Origin of the sequence: Pseudacidobacterium ailaaui (assembly GCF_000688455.1) — a bacterium.
GTDB classification, from domain to species: domain Bacteria; phylum Acidobacteriota; class Terriglobia; order Terriglobales; family Acidobacteriaceae; genus Pseudacidobacterium; species Pseudacidobacterium ailaaui.
In genome coordinates, this window is the sequence record NZ_JIAL01000001.1 from 2,513,156 (window position 1) to 2,533,946 (window position 20,791).

Consider the following 20,791-nt stretch of genomic DNA (forward strand, 5'->3'; position numbering starts at 1 on the left):
GTAAGAAAGAGGAGGGAACAACTCTACAGCCCTCTTTGCTGCTGAATGTGCATTATTGTATCGCCAACCAGGCGAATGGCTGGTGAAATCTTAATCGTCAGACTCAACGCCGTTTCCGGATCCCCCATATTCTTTCAGCTTGTTGTGAAGGGTCTTGAGGCTGATGCCCAGGATCTCTGCTGCTTTCGTCTTATTGTTGTTCGTGGATTCCAGGGTCTTCATAATCAGACGGCGTTCGGCCTCATCGACGGTGGTGCCTACCTCGACCTGAACAACATTTCCTGGGCCCTCCGGCAGATGTTTGGCAGGTCTGCTGCCAAATCCTGGGGGGAGATGTTTCGGTTCCAGATAACCATTGCCACATAGAATCACGGCGCGCTCAATCGTATTCCGTAATTCACGAACATTTCCGGGCCAGTCATAGGCCATCAGACGGTCCATCATCTCAGAAGTCACCCCTGCCACCTGACGGTCATGCTTTTCGTTCATGTCGCGCAGCATGGAGTCTACAATTTCAGCGATGTCCTCTTTGTGTTCGCGCAGGGGAGGCATGTGGATATTGAAGACATTCAGGCGGTAATAGAGGTCTCCGCGGAGGTGGCCGTCCGCTACGGCGGTTTCGGGGTCTTTGTTTGTGGCGGCCAGGACCCGAACATCGACCGGGGATTCGACTTTGCTGCCTAGACGGCGTAATCTTCGGTCTTCCAGCACACGCAGAAGTTTTGCCTGTGTGCCAATTGGCATTTCACCGATTTCATCCAGCAGCAAAGTACCCTCTTCGGCCAGCTCAAAGCAGCCGGCGCGACGCTCCAGCGCGCCTGTGAAAGCACCTTTCTCATGGCCAAAGATTTCACTTTCGATCAGAGTTTCCGGGATTGCGGCGCAGTTTACGGCGACAAAAGGCTTGCTTTTGCGCGGGCTCAGGTCATGAAGGGTACGTGCTACAAGCTCTTTGCCGGTACCGCTTTCACCGGTAATCAGAACAGAAACATTGTTGCAGGCAATGCGCTCGATGAGAGCATAAAGCTCCTGCATTTTTCTGGAGGAACCTACCAGATGGCCGAGTACCCCGGTTTCGCGCAGTTTACGGCGCGTCACCTCAAGTTCCAGCTGGGTTTCCCGCTGGCGAGTAGCATTGGCAAGAATTGTGCGCAGGCGGTTGGGATCAATCGGCTTCTGGATGAAGTCGTAGGCGCCCATTTTCATGGCCTCTACGGCCTGTTCAATGCTGCCCTGAGCGGTGAGGACGATGACTGCAAGGTTCTCCAGCTTCAGCTCTCCCAGACGCTCCAGAAGCTGCAGGCCGTCCATGCGAGGCATCTTCAGGTCAGTGATAATAATCCCTGGCTGCCAGGCTTGGGCACGGTCCAGTCCTTCTAGCCCATCGCGCGCTGTCTCTGTTCGGTAACCCCAGCCGGAGACCAGTTCTGCCAGTCCCGTCAGAGCATTTTCTTCGTCTTCAACGATCAGGACTTTTTCTTGAATCGGCATAGATACTGCGCATTTCCTTGTTGAAAGAGGCTCTTTCGTTTGTAACACGGGGCCGCTTGGTTTGACTCACAAAAGGCGAGTCAGGAAAGGTCTGATGCAGCTCCTGTTTTGTAGTAAAATAAGAGTGCATATCCGAGGTCCTTCTTCCGGAAGTCCGGATACCCCAAAGCTTTGTTGGCGAGCTTTCCAGCCCCTGAACATAGCGACACTTAATGATGATTTTGAGGAGACAGAGTTTCCATGGCTAAAATCGCCAAAACAGCAGACCGCAAAAAGGTAATGGATACGTCTAAGAGCACCGACTGTCCAAAATGCAGTAAGCCTACCAGAATTGTAAAGCGAGTTAAGGACCGTGAGCGCGGGATTCCCGGTGGAATCTACATCTCATGCTCTGCCTGTGATTTCTACGAAAAACTCTAAACTCTGGTATAACGACGCGAAGGGCCGGCATCGATTTTTCGGCCTTTACGTTTTAACTCCAGGAGCAGCCTTGCGAGGCTGCTTTTTTTGTCCTGTTGTGCCGCTTCCCGGATTCTTTCTCGAAAAAGAAAGCGGTAGCAGGTTCCGCAATGCTACCGCCCAAAAAGCCTGAAAAGGCAAACTTGAAGCTCATGGTCCTTGCACGGCTATGCCAAGGACTGTATAAGCAGGCACCTGAATATTGGCGGTGTATGATCCGTTCGACTGTGTAAGTGCCAGCGACTGGCTGTTGATTCTCTGCCCATCCACAATCTGGTAAAGCACGGCGTGAGGAGAAGAGTAGCCGGTGTTTTGCAGATTGATCGTGATGGAGGAATAGTTTGCTGACGTCGGGTTGATGATCAGCAGAGAATCCTGGTTGGGCGTATAGAATGCAGTGGTTACTAAACCTCCGCCACCCGAGGGCGGGGCAATAGAAGCTGCCATGTAACCACCGGAGTTCATGTCCAGATAACTGGAGGAGGCCATGAGCTGGTAGGCGTAGAACTGCGGGTACGGTTGCGGAGTGCTATTGGTAGTGTATTGGCAATCCATATGGCTATCCCAGGTCCCGATGATGCAGAAGTAGGGATAGTTTGTAGCGGCGTAATAGGCCAAATCCCCTGGTACAGCTGCTGTTCCGGAGTAAACGGTGTTGAGCAGATCACTGACGTACATCGCGTTCCAGAGGGGAGCATAAGTGGGGTCGTTCCGGCAGCAGTCCTGAATAAATGCCCAGTTGGTATTGAATTCATCCACGTAGATGGGTGTGAGTGCGCCTGCGGGCTGTTGTCCCGCCGCAACCAGGGACGCCACCTTTGCAAACTGCGATGCCGCGCCTCCCGGTGCCTGAGTTCTTTGATACAGAGAGTTGTTGCCGTTGTAAGTGTCCCAGGTGGCATTCACATCCTGACTAGCCATGATGTAGTTGTGGTAACTTACGAAGTCCACATAAGGCGCGGTGGAAGAATTGGTAAGCAAGGCTGTGATCCAGGTCTGGTTGGCCCCGGCTGTGGTTGGGCCTCCGACGCGGATGGTGGCGCCATCGGCAGCGGCCTGCTGCTTCATAAGCGGAGCAGCGGCAGCATAAAGTGCGAGATAGGTATTCAACCGGTTCGTGTTACCACATAAGCTTCCGGAATCTGGCTCATTCCAGATCTCATAGTCGGTCACAACTCCGGGAAATTTCTGATCCATATGGGCGACGTAGGAAGCTGCCAACTGGGCCCAGGTATTGATGTTTGTCGGTGCGACAGTGGTATTTCCCGCTCCGCAGGGGTTGGGATTCGGTTGCAGCCAGACCGGAGTATAGGCAACTTGCAGGATGACATGGACTCCAAGTGCTTGCAAGTTAGCAATTAACGGATCAATCTTGGTCCAGTCTGGAGTTTGAGTTGCATAAACCAACGGCACGTTCGCGTAAGTGCGCGAGACCTTGAATCCAGCACTAGCTGCCAGTGCCATATCTGAGGGATTGTGTAGGCCGTCCAGGTGATTAATGGCCAGAATGCCTGATGGAATGGGGTACTTCGTGTTGTTTCGAGAACCAAAATCAACACTGATTCCAGAAAAGACGTTGACGACGGCACCACTTGTTTTGTTGAGAGTGGGATCGGTGACCCGAACCGTATGTTTTCCCGGAGTGGCCGGTGCTGTATAGAGGCCATCGCCGGCGATGGTACCAACGGTCGTGTTGCCTCCCACGATGTTGTCTACCGAAAAGGTCACATTATTGTCAGGAACATTGCAGATCTGTCCCTGGAAGGTCTGCTGTCCATTCACGGGAATGGAAGAGACGTAAGGATCAATGGTGAACAGCGGGCTGGTCGTAACGCTGATGGTAGTAGAAGCGGAGGCCGATGTTACCGCCTGGCTTACCGCTTTGACGGTATGCGTTCCAGTCGATGCCGGGGCTGTATAAAGTCCTGAAGTAGAGATGAAGCCAACGCTGCTGCTTCCATTCTGGACTCCATCCACATACCATGTCACAGCCTGATTAGAGTTATTGCGGACTGTGGCGGCGAACTGCTGCTGGCCCGAGGGCAGAACACAGGAGGAGCGTGGCGTAATTTGAACGCTTGTTGATGTATCTCCCACGATCCCTGTGCCGGTGTAGGAAACTGTAGCCGGGCTGCCGGATGCATTAAACGATACGGTGAAGGCGCCGGAAACGGATCCTGTCGCAGTAGGAGTGAAGACTACGCTGATCGAGCAACTGGAGTTTCCAGCTAAGGTGCCGTTACTGCTTCCGTTGGGAATGCATGTATTGGTTACCTGGAACTCGTTGCTGCCGGTGACGGCAATGGAATTGATGGTGAGCGGCGTGGGCTGCTGATTAGTCAGGGTCACGGTTTGCGGCGTGCTGGAGCGGCCTACAATCTGGTTGCTGAAGCCCAGACTATTGTTGCTCAGCGTTACGGGAGCATAAGCGTTGCCCGCAATGGCAACCGTTTGCGGCGAGTTGCTGGCATTGTCGGTGATGGTAAGGTTTGTACTACTGTACCCAACTGCGGTGGGAGCATAGGTGATGGAGATGGTGCAGGAACCGCCTGCTGCCAGCGTCCCTCCGCAGTTATTGGTCTGCTGAAATGGTGCGGAAATCTGTATCGAAGAAATGGTAATGGCCGTAGATTGTCCATTCGTGAGTGTGATCGTCGCCGGAGAACTGGTTGTGCCGATCGGCTGATTTGCAAAGGTGTACTGTTTTGGCGAAACCGTAACGTTGCCCGTACCTCCTGTTGAAGTCGACGAACCTGTTCCCGAACCTGAAAGATAGAGCTGCGTGACCGCACCAGTGCTCAGCTTCGCATTTACGACACCAGTAAAGGCCCCGGCCGTTGCAGGTGTTGAAGTTACTGAGATGTTGCAGCTGGCGCCAGCAGCCAGAGTATTCGGACTGATCGGGCAAGTGTTTGTTTGTGAGAAATTGCCGTTCACCGTGATGGTGTTCAGAGTTAGCGCTCCTGTGGTGGTATTCGTGAGCGTGGCTGTCTGCGGAGAACTCTGTGAGCCTGTGGTTACAGGATCAAAGCTGAGTGAGGTTGGATTAAACAGTAAGGACCCTGTTGTCCCCGTACCTGTGAGCGGAACAGACTGCGGGCTACCGGAACCGTTATAGGTAAAGGTAGCAGCCTCGGCTTTGCTACCAGTAGAAAGCGGACGGAAAGCCACCGATATGGAGCAGGATGCCCCAGCGGCCAGAGAAGCCGGCGATGTAGGGCAGGTATTTGATGTTGTGATGAAGTCCTGTCCCAGGCTGATCGAGGACAGGGTAATTGCCGTAGAAAGTCCATTCGTGACTGTAAGGGTCTTTGCGCCGGAAGTTTGGCCGACGGCTGTGGTCCCCCACGATAAATTTGTTGGTGAGAAAGCTATCCCGCCGGAAGTACCGCCACTGGGGGCACTGGCTGTTGCCGTTAAATAGAGCTGCGTGACCGCTCCGGTGCTGTCCTTAGCGTTGACGGTACCAGTAAAGGTTCCGCTGGCTGTAGGGTTTGCCGTCACCGTGACGGTACAACTCGCGCCAGCAGCCAATGAGCTTGGACTTATCGGGCAATCATCGGTCTGAGAAAAGATCCCATTGACCGTGATGCTTGTAAGCACGATAGGGGAGGATGTCTGGTTAGTCAGCGTGGAGCTTTGCGTGGCGCTGGAAGTTCCCGCGGTCAAAGAGGAAAAGGTGAGCGAGGAGGTGTTGTAAAGCAGGGGACCAACCGTGCCTGTTGCAGTGACTGGGACTGACAAAGGAGTGTCAGAACCACTATAAGCAAAAGTCAAGGGCTCACTCTTGGTCCCGCTGGAGAGCGGACGGAATGCCAGCGTAACCGAGCAGGAAGCACCAGACGCCAATGTATTTGGAGACAAGGGGCAGGTATTTACTGTTTGTACAAAGTCCTGTCCTGAGGTGATGGATGTGATTGTTAATGGCGTGGACTGGCCATTATTGAGCGTGATGCTTTTGCTACCCGAGGTCTGCCCTACCGAAACCGAACCCCAGGACAGGCTGGAGGGTGAGCTATAGACCGTGCTTCCTGTTTGTGGCGTTGTATCTGCTGGGGAATTGGCCGTGCGTATATCACTTGGTACTCCGCCCATGCCGCTTAGATAGAGCTGTGTCGTGTTGTTCGATCCATCCTTCACATTGATCGAACCGACGGTGCTGCCATACCCAACAGGATTCGAGGTAACGGTAATGGTGCAGCTGGCCTGGGGAGCCAGAGTTCCTGGGCAATCGTTGGTTTGGGCAAAGTGTCCGCTGACGGTAATGCTGGCCACTGTAATCTGCGAAGATGAGGTCTGGTTTGTCAGCGTGGCTGTTTGCGGCGGACTTACGGTGTTCGGCGGAACACCAGCAAAAGAAAGGGACGGAGGACTGAAGAGCAGTGACCCGATTGTTCCCGTCCCCTGTAATGTGACATTCTGCACACCGCCAGCAGCATCATCGGTGATGGTGAGGTCTTCATTTTTGATGCCAGATGAGAGTGGACGAAAAGCGATCGTGAGTGAGCAGGATGCGCCAGCGTTCACCATCATTGGAGCAGTAGGGCATGTAGTGGACGAAAGGATAAAATCCTGCCCCAACGAAATCGAGGAAATCGTAAGGGGGACCGTCTGATTGTTCGTAAGAGTGACGGTCTTCGGGCCTGAAGTCTGGCCTACGGAAATTTTTCCCCACAAAAGTGAATCTGGCGAGAAGGTCACCTGCTCGGTCGTGCCTCCAAGCCCTTTCAGATAAAGCTGCGTTGTATTTCCCGATCCATCTCGAACATTGACTGAGCCAGTGAAAGTACCTGTGGCAACTGGATTGGATGTAACGTTGAACGTACAACTGGTCTGCGGAGCCAAGGTGCCGGGGCAGTCATTTTTTTGAGCAAAATGGCCGCTTACTGTGATGGTTGCAAGGGAAACATTGGCTGAGCTTTGATTCATCAAGACAGCCTGTTGCGGTGAACTTGCCTGTCCTGGAGCCACTCCGGCAAAAGAGAGGGAAACGGGATTAAAGATGAGAGATCCCGTTGCGCCGGTGGCGCTTAATAGTGCAGAGTGCGGACTTCCAGGAGCATTGTCAATCAGTGAAAGAAGCTCTGTCTTGGATCCTGACGAAGTCGGACGAAAAGCAACGGAAATTGTGCAGGATCCGCCTGCCGGGATTGTAGCGGGGGCGAGCGGACAGGTTCCGCCGGTCTGGATAAAATCTGGCCCTATGCTGATATAAGAAATCGCAAGGGATGTGGTCTGGTTGTTCGTGACAGTGATGATCTTCGAACCGGAAGTCTGTCCCACGGTCACAGTGCCCCAGGTCAGCGATACGGGAGAAAAGCTCACAGACCCCACAACAGGTTGTCCACTGTCCGATCCTGAAAGATAAAGCTGAGTTACATTTCCGAAGTTGTCCCTAACATTGATCGAACCAGTGATGCTGCCGGATGCGACGGGTTTCGAGGACACCGTGACTGTACAGCTTTCACCGACTCCCAAGGTGCTTGGTGCGATAGGGCAGTTCGTGCCTTCTACAAAATGACCGCTGACAGTAATGCTTTGGATGGTCACTGGAGAGGACTGCTTATTTGTCAGTGTCGCATTTTGCGGCTGACTTGTGGACCCGGCCGGAACTCCAGGAAAAGAAAGAGAAGTGGGGGAAAAAATGAGGGAACCAGTCGAACCTTTGGCAGCGAGAGCAACATTGTGAGGGCCGTCCCACGCATTGTCATTAATCAACAATGACCCGGAAACATTGCCAGTAGAAGTGGGCCGGAATGCAACAGATATCGTGCATGAAGCACTGGGGGCCAGAGTAGCGGTTCCTGTCGGACAGGTATTTCCGGTTACGAGGAACTGATCGCTCGCAGTAACAGAAGCGATCGAAACTGCGACGGACTTGCTCATATTTGTGACCGTCACGGTCTTCGAGGAGGAAGTCTGCCCCACATTGACACTGTGCCAGGACAGAGAGCTGGGAGATACAGACAATTGAGCAATCGGATTGGCATGGATCCCGCACCCGCAAAGGTTAAGGAGGAAAAGACCCAAAAATAGGACCTGGATTTTGCTGAAATCTACGAGAATGCCTGATCGATTGCGTCGCATGGGAACCTTCTTCTGTGAACTGGACAGTTTTTAATAACAAAAAATAGTGCAATGAAAGAAGCAATTAGTTAACTTGTTTTGACTTAGATATGTTTGAGACTAAGTAGCTCCGGAATAAACTTAAAGCGTGAATGGCTTTGATGCCGGTCACGCGGAAATGGATATCCCTCCACAACAAACATTTCGGTACGACTATGCTTTTCCAGACGTTTCTGCCTATCTCGCTCGTGAACAAATAGGACAAATCGCATGTGGAATAACATCCGCTTCTAGCTCCAGTCGGGATGACCAGATCTTGCATCGTTGAGTAAAAACTAAAAAATCAGACCCTATCTTATCTTTTAAATAGAAAATTCACACGAGGTATTTAGTAACATTAGAGGGCAATTACTATACTCCTACTCGCATGAGTATTTATTCTTATCACGCGATGAGAGTTTTATCTCCAAAGGGAAAGGCGAGAGATATTAGAGGCCAGGCAGGGTACGGGACTTACGCCATGAATCGAGAAATTCCATGTGCCTGGTAAAGAAATTTCATGGGAAGCGTGGACAGGAAGAGAGAGGCGAACTAGCGGGAAACCATGCGACGGCTCATCGCGTAAAGGATGGCTTCGGTCCGGCTGGAGACTCCTAGCTTGTCGAAGATGTGAAACAGATGGTTTTTAATGGTGTGCTCGCTTAGATTCAGTGAGGCGGCCATTTCGCGATTAGTCAGGCCCTCAGCCAGCAGGTGCAGGACCTCTTCCTCCCGCGTGCTCAGGATCGCGTCTCCCTTAGAATCAACAATTCTCAGAGACTTGAGACTGGACAGCGATTCAATCAGATATCCTAGCTGCTCACTATTTGCCCAGACTTGTCCTTTATGAACGCATGTCACACACTTGCAAAGTGTGGCAAAGTCTGTATGGTCCGCAGCGAGTACACCGCGGGCCTGTGCGCGGAAAAAGGCTACCACATGCTCTTTGGTCAGATTGGAAGAAAGCACGATCGATCGCGCTGAGGGGCACATGGCAGAGACTTTATCCAACACAGTAATAGCCTGAGGCTGGTCTTTCTTGTCTGAGCACTGAATCAGAACAATGTCGGGTTGTTTTTGGGAGAGGAGCCTGGTGAGTTCATCCAAATTTTTTACGCAACCCAGGATGGAAAATTGAGGATGTTTGGAAAAGGCCTGTTCAAGCAGCTCCGAAGTAATTCGAGTCGAATCAACAATGACAATAGAGATACGCGACTGAGTAGGGAAAGTGCTCATACATGCCTTTCGTTACAAATACTTATATCCTATGGCAGTTTATAAGAAATGAGAAATTACAAAAAGTCGTTGCCGGGCGAGGATATTATTTTTTGTGGTTACACCGGTTTATCAAGCTATGCAGATGCAATGATTGAAATTGCTATGCAGAGCTAAGTTTATAGCGAAAATACAGTTTTTGTGCTTATCAAAAAAGTAACGAATACTGATAGCGGCAAGAGTAATCAAAATGATCAATCAAATATTACTTTTGCAGTGATCCGGAGTTCCCATTTCCTATTTGATGCCATTTCGTCCTAAGGTTATTTCTCATTTTCTGCCTGGCGGGAGGATGGGCCGGGAGTAGGAACTGGATAATCGAAACCTTCTCTGGTTTTTCGGCTATAGGCCGGTCCTGAGGCCGGCTGCTTTCCGTCAGAAGTGTATCGTCTAAGATCACGAAGCGTTTCCTGTTTGTCCCAGGCATACTCTATGGCGAGACGAGTCAGGGCATAGGTCACAATATCGCTGTGGTGAAGGTCCTGCATCTCAGGGTCTCGGCGGAAATTCAACCATAAGCGATGGACGAGCTGCACATCATCTGCCTGGAGGGCAGGGGCATGAGGACCAATATGGAAGCCCTGCGCTTCTCCATTGGACATGACCACGTAAAAGGTAAACTGCCGCTTCGGCTCCGGAAGGTTTTCCCAAGCCTGACCAATGTGGTAGGCCTGCTCCTGCGCAGACATTTTGGTGGAAAGCCCGGAGACCAGGGCAGACACTTCAAGAGCATTGGCAGTTTGGACTAATGCGGCAAAAATATCACCTGCCGGGACTACCAGCAATGAAATGTGTTTTCCAAAGCTCTCGGCAATGGACACCGCCTTGGTAAAGATCATCTGTTCATGCTCGCTGAACAGCTGGTCTGCGGCCTCGATGTATTCCGGGCCGCCCGCACCTACCATGCGCGCGGTCAACACCACAATGTCCTGATCATCAGTGTTTGTGCGGGAAAGGGCCCATTTGAGCGCAAGGGGGTTGGCAGAATCGCGCATTGTAACCAGAACTCCGCCTGGCCGAATGCCAAGTGTTTCCCGGCTTATGGTGCCCTGGTTTTCGAGCTGGAAATGCTCCTTCATCTGTTTGACGGTGGCGGCATGTTTCTTTTTGTTCCGGCTCTCTGAAACAGTAAAGATGGCATAGAAGGCCGCTGCGAAGGCGACGCCGCTTTCCGTAGCTACGCTTTTGGTGAAGAGATTTACGATGGCGATGGTCAGAAGGGTAAGGAAGACACACAACAGGCCAATCGGCAGCTCGGTGTTGCCAATGCGGACGTTCAGCGGGACTTTCCAGCCACGATCCCCCTTGTATTTCCAGCGCAGGACCAACATGGCAAGCGAGTTGAAGGTAAAGCTCCAGATGACGCCAAAGGCATAGGCTTCACCCAGCGTAATGACATTTCCGCGGCTTACGATGATGGTGAATAGCTGCAGCGCGGTCACAAGATTGATGATGCGATAGCTGGTACCAAACTTCCGGTGGGGCTTGCGAAACCAGTCCGTCAGCACTCCGTCTTCGGAGATGCGCATGAGAACGCCGGTGGACCCGATGAGGGAAGTATTGATGGCCCCGGAGAGTATCAGAAATCCGACGATGACGACAAAGACACGGAAAACAATGCGCAGAGAGAGCGGTCCGACCATATACATGGCCAGTCCGGCAATCAGATTGTCGCGGTAGACCGGAACACGCACCGAATCGGGAATAATCATCACTGCAAGCAGCGAGACGATTCCTGTAAAGACAAAGCTGTAAATGGCGATGACAATGGCTGCGCGCTTGAGGTTTTTCAGCTTCGGATGTTCAATTTCCCGATTGACCTGGGCCAGTGTTTCTTCGCCGCTCATGGCGAGAATCGAATGGCCAAAAGCCATCAGAATGCCGAAGAGCCCGAGCGATGTCGCAAACTTTGTTCCCGCCAGAAAGCCGAGGGCGTCCTTTGAAAAGTGCAGATTGGACGGTACCGGAAGCGGGGGCAGGCTGGCGCCTACATGAAACGCTGTATAAAAACCCCAGGCCAGCAAAAGAACAACCATAATGGTGGTGATCTTCATCACCTCCAGGGCTTTATCGCTGGATTCCTCAATGCCCTTGATGTTCTGCCACCAGTAGTAAATTGTGACAGCGGCGCAAAAAAAGGCCGATGTTTCATTCATCGGCAACTGGCGTGCGGTGTGTGCGGCGCTTAACAGGGCAGGAGGCAACCAGCCGTGAGAAGCGCCAACTTGCATCAGTTCATTTAATAAGCCGGTAATGTACTGGCCGGCAGATACCCCAGAGATCGGTCCGGTCAGAATGTAGTCAAACATCAGTGCCGAGACGCTGAGTTTAGCGAAAGTACCGCCCAGTGCCTCCTTGACTACACGGTAGACGCCGCCGCGCGTAAACATGGAGCAGCTTTCCACGTATACGGCACGAACGGCGAAAGAGAAAAGCATGACACCCAGAATGAACCATGGAGCTGCTTTTCCAACGGCCTCCTCTGCAATGCCACCGGCATAGAAGGCCGATGATCCCAGATCGTTCAGGACGACGGCGGCCGCGCGCCAGAACGAAATAAATGTGAGCATCACCGAGGAGGCAACAACCAGCCGTACCCGGTTTGATTGTGGAGCGGAAAAGGTCTGACCAACAGGCATGGTTATGGGTGAATCGTTTGCTACCCAATGCAGGGCGAACATCTGCCTCGGCAAGGACGCTCAGCGCTGAGTGTATGTCCTGACCTCAATGCAGTCAAATCCTGTGCTCGGCTCATTCTCCGAAAAGCTCCTGCAAGTCTTCAATAAAACTGATGATAATTACAATGGCCGAACCCGCAAGGCCGATAAAGAAAAGTATCGTCAGCAGGTGCATCCCGAAGTGAATGAGCGCGCTCACAATGAATATTGTACCGCCAGGCCAACCAGACAGTGTTAGACTCAGCCTCGGATGCGACTTTTGACCCGTCACCCTGTGCTGCTGGGGCTGATTTCAGGTATTCTGCTGGATTTGCCGTTTCCGATTGCAGGCCCTTTACCGCTGTGGCGCGCGGTCTTTGCCTGGATGGCCTTCGTGCCATTGCTCTATGGGATCCTCAGCGAAGCCAATCTCCAGCATCCACGTTATTTGCGTCGTAGTGCTCTGGCTGGTTACACGTGCGGAGTATCGTGGTATGTCCTGAACTGTTATTGGATCTACGACACCATGCACATTTACGGCAATGTGCCGGGGCCGGGCGCGGCAGGAATTCTGCTGCTTTACAGCATGGTGCTTGGCCTGTACTTTGCCCTGTTCGCACTGCTGATGGCCATCTGCCGGAAAGCCTTCAGCAAAGCTGCCATTGTACTGGCATGCGCACCTTTTTTCTGGGCAGCCATTGAACTGGCTGCTTCGCGCATAACCAGCGTTCCCTGGGACCAGCTTGGATATTCGCAGGTGGACAACTTTCTTCTGACTCGACTTGCCCCCTACACCGGCGTTTATGGTATCTCTTTCACCCTTATGGCGGGAAACTCGCTGCTGGCTGCCGCCTTGCTTGCGCATTCCGTACATGTAAGGCTGCGGACAGGCGTAGGAACAGTCCTGCTGATTCTTTTGCTGCAATCCGGGTCCTTCGTTCGGCCCAAACCGGAACCGACCTCGGACTATGCTGTGCTGCTTCAGCCCAATCTGGACGTAGGCGTTTCAAATTTATGGGTCGGGCCCGAATGGAATGAGAATGCCATGCAGATTCTCAATCAAAGTCTGGTCCACTGCACGCCCATGATCGCCGGAATGCCTTCTGTTCATGCAGCGGTCGTGCAACCAAAGTGTCCGCAGGACCTGCCTGCTCCGGGACTGGTCGCATGGCCTGAGTCCCCGTCAGCCTTTCGCAGCAATGATCCACGCTTTGTTGCTCTGATGAGAGAGATTGCTACGGCAAACCGCAGTCCTGTAATTGCAGGGGCCATTGGAGAAGACGAGACGGGCGAGTACAACTCGGCGGTTTTTACGGCCCCCGATGGCAACATCATCGGACGCTATGACAAGATCCATCTGGTGCCGTTTGGCGAGTTTGTCCCTTACCGCGAGATCTTTTTCTTTGCAAAGCACCTTACGCAGCAGGTTGGAGACTTTAACCGGGGCAGATATCGCCGGGTCTTCCGTGCCAATGGGCATGAGTTTGGAATCTTTATCTGCTATGAATCGATCTTTGCCGACGAAGTGCGTCAGTTTGCCGTGAATGGAGCACAGGTTTTTGTCAATATCTCTGACGACGGCTGGTATGGGGATACCAGCGCTCCATGGCAGCACCTGAATATGGCGCGAATGCGCGCGATTGAAAATCATCGGTGGATCCTGCGCGACACAAACAATGGGGTCACAACGGCCATTGACCCGCTGGGGCGTGTGACCTACAGTGCTCCCCGGCATGAAAATACATCCCTGGCGGTCCGCTATGGGTATGAAAATGGTCTCACCTTCTACTCACGAAACGGTGATGTCTTCGCGGGGCTTTGTGGGATAATTTCCATAGCAGCGATTGCGCTGGCATTGCGTTTTCGTCTGCAAATCAAGGCAAAAGTCAGGTCTCATTAGGTGCTGAACGATCTCGAATTCGCTTATGCTCCCGTGCGCGACAAAGTGCGCGACCTGCGGGAGTATCTTTGACCCGAACGGGTTACGCAAACAACTAGCGCAGATTGAAAGTAAACTCTCCGACCCCGGAATCTGGGCCAATGCGGCCGCGTCACAGCCTCTGATGCGTGAACGTAAGCGTATGGAAGAACAGCTTGCCGCAGATGAAGAACTTGTGCGCCGTACCAGCGACATTGAAGCGTATTTCGACCTGGCACGGGAGGGGGAGCCAGTTGAGGAAGATCTTGCGCGTGAAATCAAGGCGCTGGATGAGTATGCAACGAAACTGGAAGAGCGCACGATGCTCTCCGGCGAGACCGATCCGCTCAATGCAATCGTGACAGTCCATCCAGGAGCCGGTGGAACAGAGAGCCAGGACTGGGCTGAGATGCTGATGCGTATGTATCTCCGCTGGGCCGAACAGCAAGGGTTCAGGACGGAAATGAACGATTACCAGGATGGCGAAGAGGCCGGAATCAAATCCGCAACCTTTACCATTTCGGGAGAGTATGCATTCGGATTGCTTTCGGGGGAAAGCGGAGTGCACCGTCTGGTGCGCATCTCCCCTTATGATGCAGCGAAGCGCAGGCATACTTCATTTGCATCTGTCTTTGTTTCTCCAGAAATTGATGATTCGATTGAAGTGGAAATCAAAGCGGAAGACATTCGCGTAGACACGTATCGCTCGGGCGGCAAAGGCGGACAGCATGTCAATACCACCGACTCCGCGGTGCGCATTACGCATATTCCTACCGGGATTGTAGTCTCTTGCCAGAATGAGCGGTCTCAGCACAAGAACCGTGACAAAGCAATGAAGATGTTGCGTTCGCGGCTCTATGAATACGAGTTGGAAAAGAAGAAGGCCGAAACAAAAAAGCTTGAAGACGCGAAGCTGGACATCAATTTCGGATCGCAGATACGTTCTTATGTGCTGCAGCCTTATCGCATGGCCAAAGATCATCGCACCAAAGTAGAAGTGGGTGATGTTGATCGGGTCCTGGATGGTTATCTGGAGCCGTTTATCCGCGGATATCTGCTTATGCGCAGAAACGGTGGCATACCGGCTGCCGCCGATGCAGAAGACGACCTGGAGTAGGCTCACTGAAGGAGAGGTGGCCGGGTTCTTCCCAAGAGATGGACCCGGCCCTCTGCTTCAGATTCAGAAGGCCAAAGTCTTTTTTGATGGGTCTCAACCCTCCTCGCGGGGCTTCTGTCCCGCCATCTGGGACAGGGAGCTGAATGACTTGACAAATCTCTCTTTGAATGATTACGTTGGCAACGTTTCCAAGCCTGCACCTTTCGCATAGGTTTTGTTGGATGTTACAGCAGAGGGCAGGGGAAATGAGATGTAGTTTTTCGAGGAGGCGGTATGAAATCGGTAGGCCGGGGTCTTCTTGCCTTTCTGGCGGTAGTTTTCATGATTGCTGTGACGATGTTGCCGCTTACGGTCCATGCTCAGGCCGTTTCCGCGACATTATTGGGCAGCATCACTGATAAGACCGGGGCGAGCATCCCCAACGCAAGAATTGTTATCCATGAGCTTTCTACTGGCATCCAGCATGAAACAGTAACTAATGGAAGTGGTAACTACACCTTCCCCGACCTGCCACCGGGTGCATACTCCGTTACAGCAGAAGCCACCGGATTCAAGAAGGAAACCCGTGCTAGCGTGGATGTTGTTGTAAATACCGCTACGCGTGTAGACCTGGAGCTTGAGCCCGGAAGCGCTACAGAAACCATCACGGTGACGGATGTTCCTCCGATTCTGCAAACAGACCGTGCTGATGTGAGCACGAAGTTTGAGGCGCGTCATGTGGAGGACATGCCATTGAGCGTAAACCGTAATTTTCAAGGCTTGTTGAATCTGGTGCCGGGAACGACGCCCGCCACGTTTCAGCACTCACAATTTTTTAATGCGCAGAGCTCGCTTCAGACAGAAGTAAATGGGATACCCCGGATGGGGAACAGTTATCAGATTGAAGGGATTGATGACGATGAGCGGACCGGTCTGCTGCAAATCATGATTCCACCTGCTGATGCCATACAGACAGTAGACATTTCTACCAACAACTTCGAAGCAGAGCTGGGCCGCGCCATTGGAGCAGTGACCAATGTGACATTAAAGTCCGGTTCCAATGCTTTTCATGGTTCGGCGATTGAATATCTGCAAAATAGTGCGTTTGACGCGCGATCATATTTCAGCAAAAAAGTCGGCCATGTAGCTTACAACTACTTTGGCGGGAACTTCAGTGGCCCGATCATTCGAAACAAGCTTTTCTTTTACGGGGACTACTATCGCACATCCGATCATGAGGCCAATTCCAATACACTCACCATTCCTCCCAAAGAGTTTTATACGCCGAATGCGAATGGTTACATTGATTTGAGCGCGCCTTTGAAGAGCGATGGTACGGGCCAGATTTACGACCCGAATACGGGAAACCCTGATGGCAGTGGGAGGACACCATTCCCGAACAATCAGATTCCCTTCAATCGGGTCAATCCTGTTTCCTTAAAGCTGCTGCAGCTTCTGCCAGCTGAGATCCCGGGTAGCTCGCTCGCGGCACCCAGTAACAACTACTTTGCTGTGCTGCCCTTTCAGAAGACGGCAGATTCATATGACGCGAAGATTGATGCACAGCTTACTGAGAAAGACCATCTGAGCGGTCGATTCAGTTATCAGCATGTGAGTGTATTTCAGGCACCGGTTTTTGGAGACATTGCCGGTGGTCCGGCGCAGGGAGCATTTGAAGGAACGGGAATCCAGAATGCCATGAGCACTGGAGTCAATTATGACCGTGCATTTTCGGCCACATTGCTTACCGAGGTCCGTATTGGCGTTGCGCACTACCACAACGATGCGACGCCGGCAGGGTATGGCCATGACTATGCAACGCAGATTGGTGTTCCTGGCGTGAATATCAGTCAGTTCACAAGCGGACAGGTAGGGATTGATCTGGGATCGTTCAGCAGTCCGATTATCGGGTACTCAGCATCATTGCCGTGGAGGCGTGGTGAAGCGAATATTGATTTCGTTAATCACTGGACAAAAATCCTCGGCAACCACACTTTCAAGTTTGGTGGAGACCTGCGCCGGGTCCAGGACAATCTACTGCAGGATCAGACTTTCAGTCCGCGCGGAGTGATTCAGTTCCGCGAAAATCAGACTTCGATCAAGGGCGGCAAGACGAACGTCGCCAATGATATGGCCAGCTTTCTTCTGGATGTACCGAGTCAGGTGGGACGCGACATCAACACTTACTCTCCGGCGTATCGGCAGTGGTGGTTGTTTCTTTTTGCGGGAGATAAATGGCAGGCCTCTTCTAAATTGACCTTGGACCTTGGACTACGCTGGGAGTTTTATCCTCCAGCTACGCCTGGCAAAGCCGGCGGGTTTTCCAATTATGATCCAACAACCAGTACGCTGGTCATTGCTGGAGTGGGGAACAATCCTTCAAACCTTGGCATGAAAACACGCTACACCTATTTTGCGCCGCGTACAGGGTTTGCCTTCCGCGCAACGGACAAGACGGTGCTGCGAGGCGGATTTGGCATCAGCTATATGCCCTTTCCTGACAATACTTACGCTTACAACTATCCAGTGCGCGCCAACAACAGTTATCAGCCGCTGGGTGCTTATACCGCTGCTGTATTGGACAATGGCCAGATTGCTACATTCCAGGCAGGATTTCCGGCGCCGAAGCCAATCGAGGTCCCCTCAAATGGTTTGCTGGCTGCGCCTAAGAACCAGTCTTATGTCGTAATTCCGAAGGACTATCAGAATCCTTATGTAGAGTCATGGAATGTTGCTCTGGAGCAGGCCTTGGCCGGGCAGTTCACCATGCAGCTGTCCTATGTGGGCAATCATGGTGTCCGTATTGGTGCGGCACAGAACATAAACCTGCCACCCGCGCTGGGATTGGGTCCGACCGCAGAACCAGAGGCCATTGCGTTTGGCCGTACTGCCGCTACCAACGTGTATTTCCTTGGCTTTTCATCGAATTATCAGGCGCTTCAGGCGCAGCTTCGGCGGAGATTTACCAATGGTCTGGCCACAGAAACCGCGTTTACCTGGGGTAAAGGGCTCGGCTACCAAAGCGGCGATGATGGAGGATTGACCTTCTGGATTGATCAGCGCCGCAACTATGCTCCTAACGACTATGATCGTCGCCTGAACTTTGAGGAGAGCTTTACGTATGAGTTGCCATTTGGAAAAGGAAAGCGTTGGCTGAACCGAGGCGTTTCCTCTGTTGCCTTCGGAGGATGGAAACTGTCAGGCATCATTTCCATTGTGTCAGGAACGCCATTTACGGTGACTGCAAATGGTGGCTCAATCAATACACCCGGTCAAACGCAGACGGCAAACCTGGTGAAGCCCTTCCATGTCCTTCATGGAATTGGTCCGGGCAGGTCATGGTTTGATATCACCAGCTTTGCTCAGCCGGTGGGATGCACCGGCACCCCTTGTGCTGTTCAGTATGGAATCACGATGGGCAATACCGGGCGCAACCAGTTCTATGGGCCGGGTTTTATTCAGGACAACGTTTCTGCCTTTAAGACCTTTCCTCTTTGGGAAAGCCTGACACTGGAGACCCGTGTGGACGCCTTTCAGCTAAGCAATACGCCGCAATTTGCAAATCCAAGCTCTTCTTATACCAGCAGCACGTTTGGTCAGGTCACTTCCACCATTGGCAGCGGATCGGGTGTGAATGGGACCGGAGGCGGTCGCGCACTTCAGCTCTCTGGAAAGATTCGGTTTTAATGACAGAGATACCGGTTTCCGGTACAGAAGTGACGGGCCAGTTTTCCCAATGTAAAAAAATCATGCGAACGGTTTACCATGAATTTGTCTGCAATGCAGGAGGTTGAATGTCGACGTCGCGCCGCGCGTTCCTGGCCGGATTTGCTGCAACCGGAGTCATGTCTCAGATGCGAGTCATGGCCCAGCGCATGAAAAACTGCCCCTTCCGTCTTTCAGTCATCAACGACGAGATAAGCCAGGATTTTGACCATGCCTGCTTCGTGGCGGCCAATGATTTCGGCCTGGACTGGATTGAACTCCGCGGGATGTGGAACAAGAACATCAGCAATCTGGATGCGAGTGAAATTGCGGAGTCGCAGCGCATTCTTTCGAAATATAAGCTGCGCGTAACAGACATCGCGAGTCCGCTATTTAAGACCGACTGGCCTGGGGCCCCAGTTTCAAAGTTTTCCGAGCACCGCGACCAGTTTAAAGCCAGCTTCGATTTCAAGCAGCAGGATGAGCTGCTGGATACCTGTATTGAACTGGCCAAAGCTTTCAAGACTGAGCGGATCCGGTGCTTTGATTTCTGGCGGTTGGACGATCCGCAGAAATACCGTGCGGCCATCAACGACAAGCTGCGCGAAGCCGCGGCAAAATGTGCAAAGCACAATCTGATTCTTGTGCTGGAAAATGAGATGTCCTGCAATACCGCCACTGGAGAAGAGGCAGCAGCTGTCCTTAAGGCCATTCCCGACAGAAATTTCATGTTGAACTGGGATCCAGGCAATGCGGCAACTTTTCCTGACAACACACCCTATCCCAATGGATATGATCGATTGCCCAAAGACCGCATTGGCCATTGCCATTGCAAAGATGTGAAACGCCTGGCCGGTGGGAAATATGAATGGGCCCCGGTCGGAGCCGGTGTTGTGGACTGGGTAGGTCAATTCCGGGCCTTGAAGCGTGATGGCTATCACTACGCAGTGAGTCTGGAAACACACTGGCGTGGTGCAGGAACTCCGGAGGCTTCAACGCGCATCAGCATGAAAGGCCTGAAGGACACATTGCAAAAGGCCGGAATCGAGTGCTGAGGCCGTGTCCTGGAAGCTTACGTTTTTGCTTTCCTTGCTGTGCAGCATAGGCTGCAATGCTTTGGCGCAAAGCAAGCCGCAGCTTTTCACGATTACGCATCCGGCAATGGGTACGGTCTTCACCTTATACATTTATGCAGGCAGCAGGGAAGAGGCTGATGCTAAGGCAAATCCTGTTTTTGATGAGATTGACCGGCTGGATGACCTGCTCAGCAACTATAAGGAAACCAGCGAGCTTTCCCGCATCAACCGTCTGGCAGCCATACAACCGGTCACAACAGATCCAGAAACATTTCAGTTCCTGGCTGAGGCCCTTGACTGGAGTGCGCGAAGTGATGGTGCATTTGATATTACCGTAGGAAAACTGATGAAGGCGTGGGGATTCTTCCGCAAACAAGGGCGCGTTCCCATGCCGGCGGAATTTGCGACACTACGCAAGCAAACCGGATGGCAAAAAGTCAGACTGAATGCCGCCAGGCGTACCATTCGATTTACCTCGCCGGGGATTGAGCTTGATCCAGGAGGTATTGGCAAGGGTTTTGCTGTTGACAAGGCCGTCAGCATACTTCGCTCAGAGCAAGTTGCGGCTGCAATGTTGTCGGCGGGCAGCAGCACAATCTACGCTTTAGGTGCGCCTCCGGGGGAGACCGGGTGGAAGGTGGAGGTCCCGGACCCCCGCAATCCTGCAATTGTGCTTTCGACAGTTACATTAAAGGACATGTCGCTTTCAAGCGCCAATTGCTCTGAGAAGCATTTTGTTCTGAATGGTCATCTCTATTGCCACATTATGGACCCGAAGATGCTGCGGCCTGTAGAAGGGATGTTACAAGTAACGGTAACGGACCCGTCGGCCACGAATAGTGATGCTCTGTCGAATATTTTGTTTGTCAGAAACCCAGAAGACAGCAGAGCGTTGATGCACTCACTGCCTGAAGATTCTGCACTTGTGATTGCCGGAACACAACAGAAATCCGTTTGCTATTTGATGAACTGGAAGGCCCCGGTGGCTCCAGGCCACTGCTGAAGTGAG

Annotated in this window: 10 protein-coding genes; 5 read left to right on the top strand and 5 right to left on the bottom strand. The window is 52.4% G+C overall.

Translation table 11 applies throughout. The features are described from left to right. Window positions 1–90: 90 nt before the first annotated feature. The 5 genes from N655_RS0111160 to N655_RS21045 all read right to left on the bottom strand — a co-directional run bounded on the left by N655_RS0111160 (window position 91) and on the right by N655_RS21045 (window position 12,207). Window positions 91–1,491 (bottom strand): sigma-54-dependent transcriptional regulator, encoded by a 1,401-nt coding sequence (locus N655_RS0111160; protein ID WP_026443063.1) that lies wholly within the window; start codon window positions 1,489–1,491, stop codon window positions 91–93. A 609-nt stretch (window positions 1,492–2,100) separates the two neighbouring features. Further along, window positions 2,101–8,037 (bottom strand): choice-of-anchor D domain-containing protein, encoded by a 5,937-nt coding sequence (locus N655_RS0111170; RefSeq protein WP_081823685.1) that lies wholly within the window; start codon window positions 8,035–8,037, stop codon window positions 2,101–2,103. 570 nt (window positions 8,038–8,607) lie between these two features. Further along, on the bottom strand, window positions 8,608–9,291 hold the full coding sequence (locus N655_RS0111175; RefSeq protein ID WP_026443065.1) for a response regulator transcription factor: 684 nt from the start codon (window positions 9,289–9,291) through the stop codon (window positions 8,608–8,610). A 302-nt stretch (window positions 9,292–9,593) separates the two neighbouring features. Beyond that, window positions 9,594–11,900, bottom strand: a complete 2,307-nt coding sequence (locus N655_RS0111180; RefSeq protein WP_432757653.1) for an APC family permease — start codon at window positions 11,898–11,900, stop codon at window positions 9,594–9,596. Between the two features lie 181 nt (window positions 11,901–12,081). Beyond that, window positions 12,082–12,207 carry a hypothetical protein gene (locus N655_RS21045; RefSeq protein ID WP_285222252.1) on the bottom strand — a complete coding sequence of 42 codons (126 nt, stop codon included), beginning with the start codon at window positions 12,205–12,207 and terminating at the stop codon, window positions 12,082–12,084. A gap of 51 nt (window positions 12,208–12,258) precedes the next feature. On the opposite strand from N655_RS21045, the gene lnt reads away from it, so the two are divergent. From lnt to N655_RS18520, 5 genes are all read left to right on the top strand, one after another. After that, complete coding sequence (gene lnt / locus N655_RS0111190; protein WP_049961383.1) at window positions 12,259–13,887, top strand: apolipoprotein N-acyltransferase; 1,629 nt, start codon at window positions 12,259–12,261, stop codon at window positions 13,885–13,887. Continuing rightward, window positions 13,888–15,022, top strand: a protein-coding gene (gene prfB / locus N655_RS0111195; RefSeq protein WP_202900336.1) for a peptide chain release factor 2 whose coding sequence is annotated in 2 segments (ribosomal slippage) — window positions 13,888–13,956 and window positions 13,958–15,022 — 1,134 coding nt in all. Because the reading frame shifts where the segments join, the coding sequence is not laid out codon by codon here. Window positions 15,023–15,295: 273 nt separating this feature from the next. Continuing rightward, window positions 15,296–18,688, top strand: a complete 3,393-nt coding sequence (locus N655_RS0111205) for a TonB-dependent receptor (RefSeq protein ID WP_238324687.1) — start codon at window positions 15,296–15,298, stop codon at window positions 18,686–18,688. Window positions 18,689–18,795: 107 nt separating this feature from the next. Further along, the gene (locus tag N655_RS0111215) at window positions 18,796–19,761 is read left to right on the top strand and encodes a sugar phosphate isomerase/epimerase family protein (RefSeq protein ID WP_026443071.1); all 966 of its coding nucleotides are present in this window, start codon (window positions 18,796–18,798) and stop codon (window positions 19,759–19,761) included. Between the two features lie 61 nt (window positions 19,762–19,822). Then, entirely contained in the window at window positions 19,823–20,785 is a 963-nt protein-coding gene (locus N655_RS18520; RefSeq protein ID WP_238324688.1) for an FAD:protein FMN transferase, read from the top strand. Window positions 20,786–20,791 lie beyond the last annotated feature (6 nt).